The sequence below is a fragment of the Streptomyces humi genome (genome assembly GCF_001005085.2).
GTDB lineage: Bacteria > Actinomycetota > Actinomycetes > Streptomycetales > Streptomycetaceae > Streptomyces > Streptomyces humi.
Map to the genome: position 1 here is coordinate 87,453 of NZ_LBMU02000015.1, position 15,254 is coordinate 102,706.

At 72.8% G+C, this 15,254-nt stretch carries 12 protein-coding genes and 1 pseudogene; 5 read left to right on the plus strand and 8 right to left on the minus strand.

Features of this window, described 5'->3' with window-relative positions:
- Positions 1 to 94 precede the first annotated feature (94 nt).
- Positions 95 to 1,078, plus strand: coding sequence for a LysR family transcriptional regulator (locus AAW13_RS05125; RefSeq protein WP_046727774.1), 984 nt, complete (start codon positions 95 to 97; stop codon positions 1,076 to 1,078).
- Positions 1,079 to 1,129: 51 nt separating this feature from the next.
- On the plus strand, positions 1,130 to 1,900 hold the full coding sequence (locus tag AAW13_RS05130) for an SDR family NAD(P)-dependent oxidoreductase (RefSeq protein WP_046727775.1): 771 nt from the start codon (positions 1,130 to 1,132) through the stop codon (positions 1,898 to 1,900).
- Between the two features lie 3 nt (positions 1,901 to 1,903).
- On the opposite strand, the gene AAW13_RS05135 is transcribed toward AAW13_RS05130, so the two are convergent.
- Complete coding sequence (locus AAW13_RS05135) at positions 1,904 to 2,797, minus strand: hypothetical protein (protein WP_240528537.1); 894 nt, start codon at positions 2,795 to 2,797, stop codon at positions 1,904 to 1,906.
- A gap of 400 nt (positions 2,798 to 3,197) precedes the next feature.
- Between AAW13_RS05135 and AAW13_RS05140 the strand changes: the two genes are divergently transcribed.
- Positions 3,198 to 4,511, plus strand: a complete 1,314-nt coding sequence (locus AAW13_RS05140; RefSeq protein WP_046727776.1) for a cytochrome P450 — start codon at positions 3,198 to 3,200, stop codon at positions 4,509 to 4,511.
- A gap of 115 nt (positions 4,512 to 4,626) precedes the next feature.
- Here AAW13_RS05140 and AAW13_RS05145 read toward each other — a convergent pair whose 3' ends face one another.
- The 4 genes from AAW13_RS05145 to AAW13_RS05160 all read right to left on the minus strand — a co-directional run bounded on the left by AAW13_RS05145 (position 4,627) and on the right by AAW13_RS05160 (position 8,774).
- Positions 4,627 to 6,144: an MFS transporter gene (locus AAW13_RS05145; RefSeq protein ID WP_046727777.1), complete on the minus strand. Its 1,518-nt coding sequence runs from the start codon at positions 6,142 to 6,144 to the stop codon at positions 4,627 to 4,629.
- A gap of 13 nt (positions 6,145 to 6,157) precedes the next feature.
- On the minus strand, positions 6,158 to 6,598 hold the full coding sequence (locus tag AAW13_RS05150; RefSeq protein ID WP_046727778.1) for a VOC family protein: 441 nt from the start codon (positions 6,596 to 6,598) through the stop codon (positions 6,158 to 6,160).
- A 6-nt stretch (positions 6,599 to 6,604) separates the two neighbouring features.
- Positions 6,605 to 7,375 carry an SDR family NAD(P)-dependent oxidoreductase gene (locus AAW13_RS05155; protein ID WP_079178713.1) on the minus strand — a complete coding sequence of 257 codons (771 nt, stop codon included), beginning with the start codon at positions 7,373 to 7,375 and terminating at the stop codon, positions 6,605 to 6,607.
- A gap of 124 nt (positions 7,376 to 7,499) precedes the next feature.
- Positions 7,500 to 8,774: a cytochrome P450 family protein gene (locus tag AAW13_RS05160; RefSeq protein WP_046727779.1), complete on the minus strand. Its 1,275-nt coding sequence runs from the start codon at positions 8,772 to 8,774 to the stop codon at positions 7,500 to 7,502.
- Positions 8,775 to 9,124: 350 nt separating this feature from the next.
- On the opposite strand from AAW13_RS05160, the gene rho reads away from it, so the two are divergent.
- Positions 9,125 to 10,273 carry a transcription termination factor Rho gene (gene rho / locus AAW13_RS05165; RefSeq protein WP_046727780.1) on the plus strand — a complete coding sequence of 383 codons (1,149 nt, stop codon included), beginning with the start codon at positions 9,125 to 9,127 and terminating at the stop codon, positions 10,271 to 10,273.
- A 104-nt stretch (positions 10,274 to 10,377) separates the two neighbouring features.
- Positions 10,378 to 11,211: pseudogene (locus AAW13_RS05170) on the plus strand (D-alanyl-D-alanine carboxypeptidase family protein); the annotation flags it as partial.
- Between the two features lie 89 nt (positions 11,212 to 11,300).
- On the opposite strand, the gene AAW13_RS47585 reads toward AAW13_RS05170, so the two are convergent.
- From AAW13_RS47585 to AAW13_RS05185, 3 genes are all read right to left on the minus strand, one after another.
- Entirely contained in the window at positions 11,301 to 12,713 is a 1,413-nt protein-coding gene (locus AAW13_RS47585; RefSeq protein ID WP_071659435.1) for a glycosyltransferase 87 family protein, read from the minus strand.
- On the minus strand, positions 12,710 to 14,104 hold the full coding sequence (mptB, locus tag AAW13_RS05180; protein ID WP_046727783.1) for a polyprenol phosphomannose-dependent alpha 1,6 mannosyltransferase MptB: 1,395 nt from the start codon (positions 14,102 to 14,104) through the stop codon (positions 12,710 to 12,712). The genes AAW13_RS47585 and mptB overlap by 4 nt, the downstream gene beginning before the upstream one ends.
- 194 nt (positions 14,105 to 14,298) lie before the next feature.
- Complete coding sequence (locus tag AAW13_RS05185) at positions 14,299 to 15,237, minus strand: glutaminase (protein WP_046727784.1); 939 nt, start codon at positions 15,235 to 15,237, stop codon at positions 14,299 to 14,301.
- Positions 15,238 to 15,254 lie beyond the last annotated feature (17 nt).

Consider the following 15,254-nt stretch of genomic DNA (forward strand, 5'->3'; position numbering starts at 1 on the left):
AGTGTGACGACCCCCCTTCCTCGACCGCCGTCCGCTCGTTAACCTCGCGTTTCACCGAAGCTTCAAGGACGTGGCCGGCCGGAAGGGGACATCCGTGGGTCTCGGAGCGATCGATCTCAATCTTCTGGTGGCGCTGGAAGCACTCCTGGAGGAGAAGAACGTCACCCACGCGGGTGTCCGTCTCTCCACCAGCCAGTCGGCGATGAGCGGCTCGCTGGCCCGGCTGCGCCGGCACTTCAACGACGAGCTGCTGATCCGGGTGGGCCGGGAGTACGAGCTGACACCGCTCGCGGAGCGGCTGCTGCCGGTCGTCCAGGCCTCGCTCCAGAAGGCCGAGGAGGCGTTGTCGCTCACCCGGCACTTCGATCCGGGGCGCAGCCGCCAGCGGTTCTCCGTGGTCATGTCCGACTACGTGATGACGGTGTTCGTGGAGCCGCTGCTGCGGGTGATCGCCGCCGAGGCGCCCGGTGTCCGGATCGACTTCCACCCGATCGTCGACGGCCAGCTGGAGACCGAGACGCATCTGCGCTGCCACGACCTGATGATCGTACCGCTCGGCTACCAGCTGCCCGGGGTGAGCGAGGCCGTGATGCACGACCGGTTCGTGTGCATCGTCGACCCGGACAACCCGCGGCTGGTGGACGGCCGGCTCACCCTGCGGGACCTGGCGGAGATGCCGCACGCGGCCTGCGCCATCGGCAAGAGCCACACCCCGGCCGAGCGCCAGCTGGAGACCCTGGGGATCTCCCCGAAGGTGCAGGTCAGCACGCCTGGCTTCAGTGTGCTGCCGTTCCTGGTGAGCGGCACGGACCTGGTGGCGATGGTCCCGGAGCGGCTGGCCCGGCGCTACGAGGACTTCGCGCGCTGTGCGGTCGTACCGGCGCCGTTCCCCGACGTGCCGCTGGTGGAGGCCATGTACTGGCATCACAACCGGCACGCCGACCCGGCGCACCGCTGGCTGCGGGAGACCGTGCGCCGGGTCGGGACGGCGCTCGGGGAGGAGGCGCAGCTGGAGATCGCCGGGGCGGATGCCAGCCATCCGGAGAGCGCGTTTCCGGAGCTGTCCGCGGCTTCCTAGCGTGGACGGGAGGACATCCCGCACGCCCTTTGGGAGGAAACCGTGGAAGCCGTGAGCCGCACGCGTCTGGCGGGCCGTACCGTCGTCGTCACCGGAGCCGCGCAGGGACAGGGAGCCGCGGAGGCGGCCGCCGCCGCCCGGGAGGGTGCCACGGTGGTCGCGACCGACGTGCTGGACGAGGCGGGCGAGAAGCTCGCCGCGGCCCTGCGCGCCGACGGCCTCGACGTCCGGTACGTCCACCTGGACGTGACCTCGCCCGGGGACTGGGCGGCGCTCGCGGACTCCCTCGGTGTCGTGCACGGGCTGGTGAACAACGCGGGCATCCCGATGCGGGCCCGGCTCGGCCAGGTCGGGCTCGCCGACTGGAACCGCGCCTTCGCCGTGAACACCACCGGCGCCCTGCTCGGTATCCAGGCCCTCGCCCCGCTGATGCCGGCCGGTTCCTCGATCGTGAACGTCGGCTCGGTCGCGGGGCTCACCGCGCACCACGCGGTGGCGTACACGACCAGCAAGTGGGCGCTGCGGGGGCTGTCCAAGGTGGCGGCCCTGGAGCTGGCCCCGCGCGGCATCCGCACGAACCTCGTACACCCGGGGTACATCGAGACCCCGCTGATGGCGACCGCGAACCCGGTGTTCGTCGCCGCCCACCTCGCGATGACGCCCCAGGGCCGCCCGGGCACGGTCGACGAGGTGGCCCCGCTGGTCGTCTACCTCCTGTCGGACGAGGCGTCGTACGTCAACGGCGCGGAGATCACCGTCGACGGCGGCTACTCCGCGCACGGCCCGGTGAAGGCGATCACCAACGCCCTCGACGAGGGCTGAGCGTCACCCCTTGAGCTGTTCCAGGGTGGACTTGGTGTCGGTCTTCAGCCAGCCCGTCACGGCGTCGAGCGTCGGCGGGTTCGTGTCGCTGTCGTACGACGAGAAGTACGCGCTGTAGCTCATCGTGTAGGTCGTCCAGCCGTCCCGGACCGCGAGCGTCGCGTACCGGGAGCCGCTGGTGGTGGAACCGCTGCTGGTGTCCTCGGTGACCAGGTAGGCCTCGTCGCCTATGCCCTGCACCGGCGACACGTCGTAATCGGTGTGGCTGTCCCCGTAGTTCTTCCAGGTGGCCGTGAACTCCGGCCCCGGGTCGGTCTTCCTGTGCAGGTCGACCTGCATCGTCAGGTAGGCGTCGGCGTAGCTGGACCCGGTCTTCTTGAGACTGAGGCTGCAATAGCTCTCGTCCAGGGCCGGGGCCTTCAGCGTGTTCCTGGTCGGGGCGGAGTCGTCCGCGGGGTACTCCTCCTTGAACGACGAGTAGTCCGCGCCGGAACAGAGATTCGCGGGCGCCTGATAACCGCGCAGATCGGCGCCGTGCCCGAAGCCGCCGGTCAGGAAGAGCCCGGCCGCCCAGGCGGCGGAGGCGACCACCGCGCCCACGGCGGCCCACAGCACGGCTCTCCCGGCGGCGTTGCCCGTGCCGGGCGCCGACCCGGCCGGGGCCGGGGGCGGGTAGCCGTAACCGGGTTGTGCGGCATAGGGGTTGCCCTGCTGCGGGGCGGCCTGGCCGGCGGAGGCCGGCGGGGCGTAGGGGTTCTGCGGGGCCGGCGACTGCGGGTTCGGGTAGGGGTACGCGGTCGGCGGCGCGGGCTGCTGCTGGGGCGGCGGCGCGGGCTGCTGCGGAGTCGACGGCGGCTGCTGCGGGGCGGAGGGCGGCTGCTGCGGTGGCGTGGACATGTCGTGAAGATAAGGCATAACCAGACATCAAGTCCCGCGCCGGTCAGGACCGTTATGGATTGCGGACATCCGTGACACCCCGACGACTGACCCGCCGTCAGATATTCCGGCCACTGCCAGGGGAACCTCGGTCCGGCATATTGCCCGCCCCGACAGACCATGCCACGATCGGACAAATATTCGCCCAGATGGCAATGGGGGTGTTCATGAAACGGACCCGACGCCTGGTGGCCCGCCTGGTGGGCAGGAAGCGGGTCAGCGGACGTTACCCGTACTGGCCCTACCAGCTCCGGTAGCCCGACCCCGCACCTTTCAGGGCCAGGTCCACCGGAAACAGTGGAAGAACACCGATCGCAGGATCCCGTCCGAGGGGTCCTGCGATCTGTTGGGGGGAGGCCGGATGGCGCAACGCGAGACGTCGGGACGGCCGCCGGGTCCACGCGGGCACTGGCTGACGGGCAACACCCGTGCGTACGAGGCCGACCGGATCGGATTCCTGCGTCGCTGCCACCGCGAGTACGGAGACGTCTTCTCCTACGACGAGCAGACGGTGTTCGTGATCGACCCCGACCTCACCCATGACGTCCTCACGCGCACCGGCCACAGCTTCGTGACCGAACTCGCGCCCTTCGACATGCGGCGGGACCTCGACGAGGCCACCGCGCAGGCCACCGCGTGGATGTCCGCGCGCCGTGCCACCTGGCCGGGCCTCAACCGCGCGGCCTCGGCCGCGGCCGACGACCGGACCGTCGGGATCCTCGACGCGGTGGCGGCCGACGGGGCCGGCCGTGAGGTGGACGTGCTCACCTCGATGCGCGCGTTCACCGCCCGCGCGATCGCCGACTACTGCTTCGGGACCGACGCCCCCGGCGTCCCCGGCCTGCTGCACGACCTCATCCGCGCCACCCGGCCGTTCACGGAGTCGTCCTACGAGTTCCCCGCCTGGCTGCCGCTCCCCCGTCACCGCCGCTTCTTCCGCGCCGCCCGAGACCTGACCGAGGCACTGACCGTGATCGTCCGGCAGCGCCGCGCGTCCCCCGCCGGGGACACCCCTGGGGACCTGCTCGGCTCCCTGCTCGCCGCCGAGCCGGCCATGCCCGACGACATCGTGACGTCGACGCTGCACAGCGTTCTGATGGGCGGCCACGGCGTGCCCGCCGCCGCGCTCACCTCGGTCGTGTGGGAACTGGCGCGGCGGCCCGGGCTCGTCGGCGAACTGCGCGACGAGGCGGACGGGCCGGCGGACGGTACCGCCGCCCTGCCGTCCGGCCCGTCGACGGCGGCCCGGCTGCCGCTCGCCGAGGCGGTGGTACGGGAGACGCTCCGGCTGTATCCGCCCGCGTGGCTGGTGACCCGCACCGCCCGTACGGCGACACGGCTGGGCGACTGGTCGGTCGCTCCCGGAGACGACGTCCTGCTCAACGCCTACCTGATCCACCGGGATCCCCGGTGGTGGCGGCGGCCCGACGAGTTCGACCCCGCCCGGTGGCTGAACGGGATACCGGCTCCCGGTCCTGCCTATCTTCCCTTCGGTGCCGGGCCGCGGGTCTGCCTGGGTTCGGCCCTGGCCATGCGGCAGCTCACGCTGGCCACTTCGCGGCTCGCGCAGCGCTTCGCCATCGAGTCGCCGAACGCCTCGTCGGTGGCCCTGGAGTTCATGGGCAGACTCGCCCCCGCCGGCCTGCGGGCACGTCTCGCGCCACTCGGGCGCTAGGTGTATTGCGAGGCAGGCGGGACCTTCGCAACACACCCTGGCCGGCCGGGCGGTCGCGGCCGGTACGCACGTGCGGGCCGGGGCACCGGCCCCGGCCCGCACCGCGCGCCGCGGATCAGGCCGACGCGGGCTGCACCGGCACCTGGGCCGTGGCGCGGGCGGTGTTCCTGCGGACCAGCAGCAGGGTGACCACCGCGCCCAGCAGCGAGGCACAGCCGCAGATCACCACGCCCAGGGCCATGCCGTGCGCGAGGGCGTCCTGCGCGGCCGCCCTGGCGCTGTCGCTGCCCGCGTTGACCACCGCGAGGGGACCGGCCGCGGCCTCCATCCCGGCGTCGGCGCCGGACAGCTTGCCGACGAGCGCGGAGGACGCGGCGCTCATGGCGACCGTGCTGATCACAGCCGGGCCGAGGCCCTGGCCGAACTCGCGGACCAGGCTGGTCGCGCCGCTCGCCATACCCGTCATCTCGATCGGCACCGCGTTCACCGCGGCCGACGTCAGCGAGGACACCACGCAGATGAAGCCGACGCCGAGCAGCAGCACCGGACCGATGAAGGCGGCCAGCGAGGTGGTGGTGATGGGCAGCGCGGCGATCCAGAACTGACCCGCGGCCATCGGCAGCAGACCGCCCATCAGCAGCCAGCGCGGCTCGACGCGGGTGAGCATCCTGCTGAGCACCGGGGCGAGGAGCAGCGGGATCAGCTGGAGGATCACGAACGGCATGCCGGCCCGCAGGGCGCTGAGGTGCATGACCGCGCCCAGCCGGATGGAGACGACGTAGGCCGTGCCGATGAAGCCGAACATCCCGGTGAGCGCGACCACGGCGGCCGCCGCGAACGACGGGATCCGCAGCAGGTCCAGGTTGAACATCGGGGACACGGCGCGCTTCTCGGCGACCACGAACCCGATCAGGGCCACGGCGGCCAGGGTCAGCGCGGAGACGATCGACGGGCTGCTCCAGCCCCGGTCACCGCCCTCGATGATGCCCCACAGCAGGGCGGTGAGGCCGACGGCGACGCTGATCTGGCCCGGCCAGTCCAGGGCCCGGCCCTCGGGCGCCCTGGAGTCGGTGACCAGTGCCCAGCAGGCGATGCCGACCGCGACACCTAGGACGACCGGTGGTACGAACGCCCAGCGGAAGTCGGCGACCGTGGCGAGGATCCCGGAGGACAGCGGACCGACGGCGGAGGCGAGGGAGATGCTCAGCGCCCAGATGGAGACCGCCTTGGCGCGGTCCTTCTCCTCCGGTGTCGCGGCCGCGATCACGGCGAGGGAGCTGGGGAAGAGCGCGGCGGCGCCGACGCCGGCCAGGGCCTGCCCGATCCAGAGCATGGTGATGTTCTGGGAGGTGGCGTTGAGGAGTTCACCGATCGCCAGCACGAATCCGCCGAGGACCAGCAGCCGCTTGCGGCCGAAAAGGTCGCCCACCACACCGAAATTCAGTTCCAGGATCGCAGTGGGGAGAATGAACGCGGAGGTGACCCAGGCGACCTGGGATCCCGAAGCCCCGAACGCGGACTGTATTTCGCCGTTGATGGGCGAGGGGACGGTAATGCACAGCTGCGCGGCGGCAACTGCCAGACAGCAGGCTATGAGCGTGCCCACGTCCAGTTTTTTCACAGCGTTGGTCATTCCGTACTCCATCTCACGGGTTAACGGTGGTGCCGCGCTCTACGAGTTCGCCGCGTTCTATGAGTTCGATGAGATTTCCCTCGGGGTCCTTGACCCAGGCCATCCGCACCCCCGCTTCGGGGGACGGTCCGGGGGCGAGGACCTCGCCCGCCCCGTGGGCCACCAGGGCGGCGTACACGGGGTCGAGTTCGGGGGTGGTGACCGCGAAGTGCCCGTACCCCTCGGTGAGTACGGCGGTCATCGGGTCCGGGGCCCTGAGGCCGGGCACGGACCCGGGCCTGGCGAGCAGTTCGATGCGCCAGCCGTGCGGGTGTTCCAGGACGACACCGGTCAGACCGGGTCCGTCGAGACGGAACTCGAAGACGGTCTTCAGCGCGAAGGCCGTCCGGTACCAGTCGAGTTGGGCGGGCAGGTCGCGTACGTTGAGGCCCACGTGGTCGAGTCGTGCGTGCATCGGCGCTCAGCCCGCCATCGCGCTGTCGCCGCCGTCGACCATGAGGTTGGCGCCGTTGACGAAGGCCGCCTCGTCGGAGCAGAGGAAGGCCGCGGCGCGTGCGATGTCCTCCGGCTGCCCGACCCTGCCGACCGGGATCCGGGCCTCCAGCTGCGCCTTCGGGCCGTCGGGGTCGTCGAGGAAGGGGGCGGTGGCGGAGGTGCGGGTCATGCCGGGGGCGATGCTGTTGACGCGGATGCGGTGCGGCGCGCCGGCCGCGCAGAGGTGCTTGGTCATCGCGAGGACCCCGCCCTTGGCGGCGCCGTGCGGCACCATCGGCATGAACAGCGCGCCGCGCTCGGCGGCCACGGACGCGACGTTCAGGACGGCGCCGCCGCCGCGTGCGACCAGGTGCGGCCAGGCCGCCCGGGTGCAGAAGTAGGGGATGTCCAGTTCGTTCCTGATGGTGAAGTACCAGTCGGCCGCCGGCATCGTCTCGAAGGGGCCGTTGCGCAGCGCGGAGGCGTTGTTGTAGAGGATGTCGAGCCCGCCGAACTCGGCGATCCCGGCCTCGATCCACTCCCGCGCCCCGGCCTCGGTGGAAAGGTCGACCGGGGCCAGTGAACGCATCACACCGCCGGCCTTCTCGACGAGTTCCACGGTTTCCGCGGCGCTCTGCCCGTCGATGTCGCAGCCGAATACGGTGGCCCCCTCGGCCGCGAATACCTGTGCCGCGGCCCGGCCGATTCCTGCTCCCGTTCCACTGATGAAAGCGATTTTCCCGGCCAGTCGACCCATGATTGCCAAGTCCCTTGTCCCATGCCGCCCGAGTGCGGTGGTGGCAGCGTAGGTAGGGCCTTTGGCGAGAACAAGAAATGCGTCAGGGAAGGGGCATCGGGCGTTCGTATGGCTGGTATGCGCCTCAGGCGCCCAGGCGTAGCGGGAGGGCCTGGACGCTGTTGCCGACGAAGCCCGCGAGCCGGGTGAGCGCCGCCTCCGGGGCCGCCAGGTCCAGGGCGGGGAACCGGTCGAAGAGCCGCTCCAGGGCGACCGTGGCCTCCAGCCGGGCCAGCGGGGCGCCCAGGCAGTAGTGGGCGCCGTGGCCGAGGGAGAGGTGGCGTGCGGCGCCGGGCCGGTGGGCCCTGGTGACGTCGAACCGGTCGGCGTCCGGGCCGTGCGCGGCCGGGTCGCGGCCCGCCGCCGAGTAGCCCGCCAGGACCGGGGTGCCGGCCGGGATCACCGTGCCGTCGACGGTCAGGTCCCGCACGGGGTAGCGGAACGGGAAGAAGCTGACCGGCGCGTCCCAGCGCAGCGTCTCCTCCACGACGTCGGCCCAGCTCGCCGCCCCCGCGCGGACGAGTTCGAGCTGGTCGCGGTGGGCGCACAGGGCACGGACGGCGTTGGTGATCAGGTTGAGCGTGGTCTCGTGCCCGGCGATGATCATCAGGACCAGGGTGCCGATCAGCTCCTCCTGGCCGAGCCGCCCGCCCTCCTCGTCGCGGGCGGCGAGCAGGGCACTGGTGAGGTCGTCGCCGGGCCGCTCGGTCCGGGCCGCGACGACGCAGCCGAGGACGGCGATCAGCTCCCGGTTGGCGGCGACGGCCGCGCCGGGCTCGGTGTCGGTGGCCACCACCTGGCTGGACAGGTGGTGCAGTCGGTCTCTGAACTCGGTCTCCACACCGAGGAGTTCGCTGATCACGTCCATCGGAAGCGGCAGCGCGAAGTGCCGCCGCAGGTCGGCGGTCCCGCCACCCTGGGCCGCGGCCCGCGCCAGGCGGTCCAGCAGCGAGGTAGTCAACTCCTCGACGCGTGGGCGCAGTTCGGCCACCCGGCGCGGGGTGAAGGCTCGGCTGACCAGTCCGCGCAGCCTGCGGTGGTCGGCGCCGTCGGCGGTGGTCATGCCGCGCACGGTGGCGAAGGTCAGCAGAGGCCAGCCCGCGGGGATGCGGCCCTGCCGCAGTTCCGTGAAGTGCCGTGCGTCTTTTGCGACTTCGGGATGCTGGAGGAAGTCCTTGAGGGCATCGTGGCCGAGCACGGCCATGCCCTCGACCCCACCGGGCAGGGCGACCGGTGTCACCGCGCCGCGCGCCCGCAGCGCGGCGTTGCCGGCGTGCGGGCAGCCGCCCGCGGGGTCGGGGCGGTACGGCGCGGGCGGGGTCTGCACGGAGGGCTCCTGACGGCCGTACGGCACGGACATGGCCGATCGTAGGCGCACCCGGGCCCGCGAGGAGCGGTGCTCCGGCCATGCCGGGTCCGGGAATATCGGCGCCCGGGAGCAGGTTGACCCGTACGGAACCGTGGGTATAGTGCCATCAGCACGTACGGTCGCCCCTTCGCCGGGCGCCGAGTGCCGGTTCTGTTTCCTCCAGCCACGTCGCCCGTCGTTCACCGACCGGCCGTCGGCTTCTCAGCACCACCTCGTGACCCGGGCCCCGGTGCCGTCCCGAGGTGCCGTTCCCGCCGCACGGAGGCCTGCGTGCACGGCCTCCCGCTCGCGGCCCGCTCCCCCTTCTCCATCATGTCTTCCGTCCTCGAAAGGGCCCCCTCATGACCACCACACTCGAACCTCCCGTACAGCAGCAGGAGCGGCCCGCCGCCCAGCCCGTCACCGGTGTCCTCGACATCGACGCGGGCGGGAAGGGGCAGCTGCGGGCCCCGAGCTGCCTGCCCTCCCCCGCCGACCTCCAGGTCTCCCCCGCGCTGATCCGCCGTCACGGCCTGCGCAGGGGCGACCTCGTCGAGGGCGTCCGGGGCGACCGGCGCGCGCTGACCGGGATCACGCGCGTCAACGGCCGCGCCCCCGGCGAACCGCACGGCCGGCGTCATTTCCGCGACCTCACCCCGCTGCACCCGTACGAGCGGCTCCGCCTGGAGCACCCGGCCGCCGGGCTGGCCGGACGGGTCGCCGACCTGTTCACGCCCGTCGGCAAGGGACAGCGCGGGCTGATCGTGGCCCCGCCCAAGACCGGCAAGACCGTGCTGCTCCAGCAGTTCGCGGCCGCCGTCGCCGGCAACCACCCCGAGGCGCATCTGATGGTGCTGCTGCTCGACGAGCGCCCCGAGGAGGTCACCGACATGCGGCGTTCGGTGCGCGGCGAGGTGTACGCGTCCACCTTCGACCGGCCCGCCAAGGAGCACATCGCCCTCGCCGAACTCGTCGTCGAGCGGGCCAAACGGCTCGTCGAGGACGGCGAGGACGTCGTCATCCTGCTCGACTCGCTGACCCGGCTGTGCCGGGCCCACAACAACGCGGCCGCCTCCAACGGCCGCACCCTCAGCGGCGGTGTCGACGCCGGCGCGCTGCTCGGCCCGAAGCGGTTCTTCGGCGCCGCCCGCAAGGCCGAGGAGGGGGGCTCGCTCACCATCCTCGCCACCGTCCTGGTGGACACCGGTTCGCGGGCCGACGGCTACTTCTTCGAGGAGCTGAAGAGCACCGGCAACATGGAGCTGCGCCTGGACCGCGAGCTCGCCTCCCGGCGGGTCTTCCCCGCCGTGGACATCGGCCCCTCCGGCACCCGCCGCGAGGAATTCCTGCTCACCCCGGCCGAGTTGACCGTCGTACGCGGGCTGCGCCGGGCCTTGCAGGGCCGGGAGGGCACCCCGAACGGCCTGGAGACCCTGCTCCAGCGGATGCGGGAGACCCCGGACAACGCCACCTTCCTGCGCCGGGTCCAGCCGACCCTGCCGGCGGGCTGACGGACCGGCGCCGGGGCCCCCGGCTGCGGCATCCGGGTTGCCCGGGGCAGCCATCCGGCCCAGGGCCGCGCGCCGTAGGACGCCACCCTTCCTACGTTGATCGTATGACGATCGGATTGACTGACCGATTCCCGCGCCGAGCGGCGGTGTCCACCTGCGCCCTCTGTGTGGCCGGGCTGCTGGCACTGACCCCCGCCACGGCCGCCGCGGAGGCCACCGCGCCCGCCCCGGGGGCGGCGGTGCCCGGGCCGGCGCTGCTCTACCACTCCGGCGTCCAGGTCCGGCCGCACGCGGGAGCGCCCGCGGTCCCGGACGTCTCCGCGCTCTCCTGGCTGGTGGCCGACGCGGACACCGGCGAGGTACTGGCGGCGAACCAGGCACACCTGAGGCTGCCACCGGCCAGCACGCTGAAGACCCTCTTCGCGCTCACCGTGCTGCCCGCGCTGCCCGCCGGCCTGGAACACCGGGTGACGCCCGGGGAACTGGCCGACGTCGAGGAGGGCAGCAGCCTGGTCGGCGTCGAGGAGGGGCACACCTACCGGGTGGCCGACCTGTGGCGCGGCGTCTTCCTCAGCTCGGGCAACGACGCCGTGCACGTCCTGGCCGCGCTCGACGGCGGCTGGGACCGCACCGTCACCCGGATGCAGACCAAGGCCCGCTCGCTCGGCGCCCTGGACACCCACGTGGAGTCCCCCGACGGCTACGACGCGCCCGGCCAGGTCTCCTCGGCGTACGACCTGGCGGTGTTCGGCCGGACCGGGCTGCGCGACCCCGACTTCGCGCGCTACTGCTCCACCGCCGAGGCCCGCTTCCCGGCCGGCGACGGCTGGTCCTTCGGCATCGAGAACACCAACCGGCTGCTGACCGGCGAGGACGGTGTGGGCCGGTACCCCGGCATGATCGGCATCAAGAACGGCTACACCAGCAACGCCGGCAACACCCTGGTGGCCGCCGCCCGGCGGGGCGGCCGGACCCTGGTGGTGACGGTGATGAACCCCCAGGACGGCGGCGTGTACGACGAGGCCCGTCAGCTGCTCGACTGGGGTTTCGGAGCGGCCGGACGGGTCGATCCGGTGGGCTCGCTGGACGCGCTGCGACCCGCCCCACGGCCCGGGCCGAGCACCGTGCCGATGGCCGCGGCCACGGCCTCCCAGGACGACTCCGGCTGGCCGGACACGGCCGTCGTCGCGGCCGTCGCGGCCCTCGGCGCCGGGGCCGTGACCCTGGCGATGCGGCTCAGGGGCGACCGCTCCGACCGCTCCCGCCGTGCCGCCGAACCCTCCTCGCCCACCGGACCGGACGGCCCGTCCGGTCCGGCCGGGCGCGCCTGACCGGTCGGCAGGCCGAACAGCAGGCCCAGCGTGATCCAGGTGTACAGGTTGCTGCCGAGGAAGCCGTCGATCCCGGACGCGTCGTCGAACCAGAGCCACACCACGCTGGTGCACATCACCGCGTACAGGGCGGCCGCGATCCGCGGGTGCCCGGCTCGGGCCAGGACCACGAACGACGGCAGCACCCACACCAGGTGGTGCACCCAGGTGATCGGGCTGACCAGGCAGGCGGTGAGACCGGTGAGCGCGAAGGCGGCCGTCCAGTCCCCGGCCGCCACCGCCCCGCGGGTCCGCCACGCCCACACGGCCAGCGTGAGCAGGACGACGATCGCCCACAGCGGCTTGTCCGGATGACCGAGCCGGGCCAGGACGCCTTGCAGCGACTGGTTGGACACGTAGTCGAGCCGGCCCACCCGGCTGGTGTCCCACAGTGCCCGCGTCCAGTAGAAGCGGGACGCCCTCGGGTCGGCCCAGGCGGCGAGGCCGGTGGCCGCCAGCGTCACGGCCGTCGCCGTCGCCGCCGCCCGCCACCTGCGGGCGAGCAGCAGCATCCCGATGAACAGCGCGGGGGTCAGCTTGACCGCGGCGGCGAGCCCGATCCCGACGCCCGCCCAGCGGCCCCGGCCGCCGCGCAGCAGCCGGCAGTCGGCGAGGACCAGGGCGAGCAGTACCAGGTTCACCTGGCCGAAGCTGAAGGTGTCCCGCAGTGGTTCGAACAGCGCCAGCGCGCACAGGATCAGCGCCCAGCGGTACCAGCCCAGGCGCCGCCGGCCCGGCCCGGCCAGGACGCGCAGCACGAACGCCAGCGCGGCCAGGTTGAGCAGCAGCGAGGCCGCGATGGCCAGGCGCAGCCCCACCAGCGCCATGGGCAGCATGCCGAGCGCGGCGAACGGCGGATAGGTGAAGCCGTACTCCGTCCCCGGCACCCGGTAGTCGTAGATCCGGCCGCCGTGGTGCACCCAGGTGTGCACGGTGCCGTAGTAGACGCGCAGGTCGAACCAGTCGCGCAGCAGCGGCACGGTCGCCGTGAACGCGGTCACGGCGGCGGCGAGGACCAGGACGAGCAGCACCCTCCCCCGCTCGGTCCGTGGTGCTCTCGGGCCTCTCATGCCGTACGTCCCATCGCCGGGGCCTGCGCGGCCTGGTGGGCCTGCCAGAGCACGACCACGCCGAGCACCCCGCCGGAGACGGCGAGGACCAGCTGGCCGACGTCGGCGGGGCCGCCGCTGGGCAGCACGGCGAGGGCGAGCACACCGGTGACGGTGGCCACCCGGTGCCGTACCGAGGTGCTGGGTGCCGCGGCCGCGATCAGGAACAGGCCCCAGATGGCGTACCAGGGCCGGATCGCGGGTCCGAAGGCGGCGACCGCGGCCAGGCTCAGGCCGAGGGCGTAGACCGGGCGGGGCCGCAGCCGGACCCATATCAGCAGCACGGTCACCGCGGTCAGCGCCAGCCCGAGCAGGTGCCAGGCCGGCAGGGCCAGCGGGGCCAGGTCGCTGCCGAGGTGTGCGAGGAGCGCGCCGGTGGCCCGGCCGAGCAGGCTGCTGAGTGCCCAGTTGTGCGGCGAGACGGGGGTGTCGAGGGCCCTGATCCAGCCGTACCCGGTGCCGGCGACGGCGGTCGCGACCACGGTCGTGACACCGGACGCCAGGGCCGTCAGCAGGGTGGCGTGCACCGGGCTGCGGCCCCGGCGTGCCTGTACGACGACGATCGCGAGCAGCCCGAGCGCGGCGGGCGCCTTGACCAGGGCCGCGAGCGTGACCAGTACGGCTCCCAGGACCGGCCAGCGGCCGAGCGCCGCGACCAGGCCGAGGCCGAGCAGACCGAGCATGATGGCGTCGTTGTGGGCGCCGGCCACCAGGTGCAGCAGCACCAGCGGGTTGAGGGCGCCGAGCCACAGGGCGGCGGCCGGGTCGGCGCCGCTGTGCCGCGCGAGCCGGGGCAGCGCGGCCGCCATCAGGCCGACGCCGAGCAGCGCCACCAGCCGCATCCCGAAGAGCCCGGCCGGGAGTTCGCCGCGGGTCAGCCCGGACAGCAGGGAGGCCACGCCCATGAACGCGGGGCCGTACGGGGCGGCGGTGTTCTGCCACACCGGGGCGACCTGGTCGGCGAGCGGTCCGCCGAGCTGCGCGGGTCCCGAGGTGTAGACGTCCATGTGGGCGTCGACCATCGCGCCCTGGGCCAGGTAGCTGTACACGTCGCGGCTGAAGAGCGGCGGCGCGAGCAGCAGCGGGGCCGCCCAGACGGCGAGGACCAGCAGCAGTCGGCGCGGGGTGGGCGGGTCGGCGCTGCGCACCAGGCGGCCGAGCAGCAGCCAGGCCGCGATGAGCAGTACGACGCCGAAGTAGACCCCGACCAGGCCCAACGCCGCCTGTACGGAGCTCGGCGCGAGGAGGTCCGCCACGGGCAGGGCGCCGGCTGTCTCGCCTCCCAGGGCGAGGAAGGCGGTGCCGGCCAGGCCGAGAACCTGGCAGCGGCGTAGATCGACGGGGAAAGCCATGGCCAACACTGGGTCAGCGTGTCAAGGGTGGGTGGCCGGAAGGCGACGGCGTGTTTTCTTGGGGGCGGCCTGGTTGTTACCTGTGAGTGGTGCGTTGTCGGGTGCGGGTGCGTCGTGGCTGGTCGCGCGGTTCCTCCCCCAGCCTTCGGCCGGTGGCACCCCCAGCGCCCCTTGCAGGGCGCCACGGTCCCGGTCTAGAAGACCGACAGGCCCGTCAGAGTGGTGAATCTGTCCAGGGCCGCTACTCCCGCCACCGAGTTGCCCCGCTCGTCCAGACCTGGGCTCCAGACACAGATCGCGCAGCGGCCCGGTACCACCGCGATAATGCCGCCCCCGACCCCGCTCTTGCCCGGCAGGCCCACCCGGTAGGCGAAGTCGCCGGCCGCGTCGTACGTGCCGCAGGTCAGCATCACCGCGTTGACCTGCTTGGCCTGGCTTCTGGTCAGGAGCCGGGTGCCGTCGGCCCGGATGCCGTGGCGGGCCAGGAAGGTGGTGGCCAGGGCGAGGTCGGCGCAGGAGGCGCGGACGGAGCACTGGCGGAAGTACTGGTCGAGGAGGACCGGGACGTCGTTGTCGATGTTGCCGTAGGAGGCCATGAAGTGGGCCAGGGCGGCGTTGCGGTCGCCGTGCTGGGTCTCGGAGGCGGCCACCTCCTGGTCGAAGTCCAGGGAGGAGTTGCCGCTCTCGGCGCGCAGGAACGCCAGCAGCTCGCCGGCCGCGTCCCCGGTGCGGGTCTGGAGGCGGTCGGTGACGACGAGGGCGCCCGCGTTGATGAAGGGGTTGCGCGGGATGCCCTGTTCGTACTCCAGCTGGACCAGCGAGTTGAAGGGGTTGCCGGAGGGTTCGCGGCCGACGTGTTCCCAGAGTTCGTCGCCCTCGCGGGCGAGGTCCAGGGCGAGGGTGAAGACCTTGGTGACGGACTGCGTGGAGAACGGCTGCCGCCACTCCCCCACCCCGTAGACCGTGCCGTCCAGCTCGGCGACCGCCATGCCGAAGCTGCGGGGGTCGCAGGCGGCGAGGGCCGGGATGTAGTCGGCGGGGCGGCCGCGACCGGGCGTGCGCTCTATCTCCTCGGCGATCCGCTCCAGGACCGGCAGGAAGGCTCGGGGCGACGTCATTGTCATGATCACCATTGTGCCTCCGGACCGGT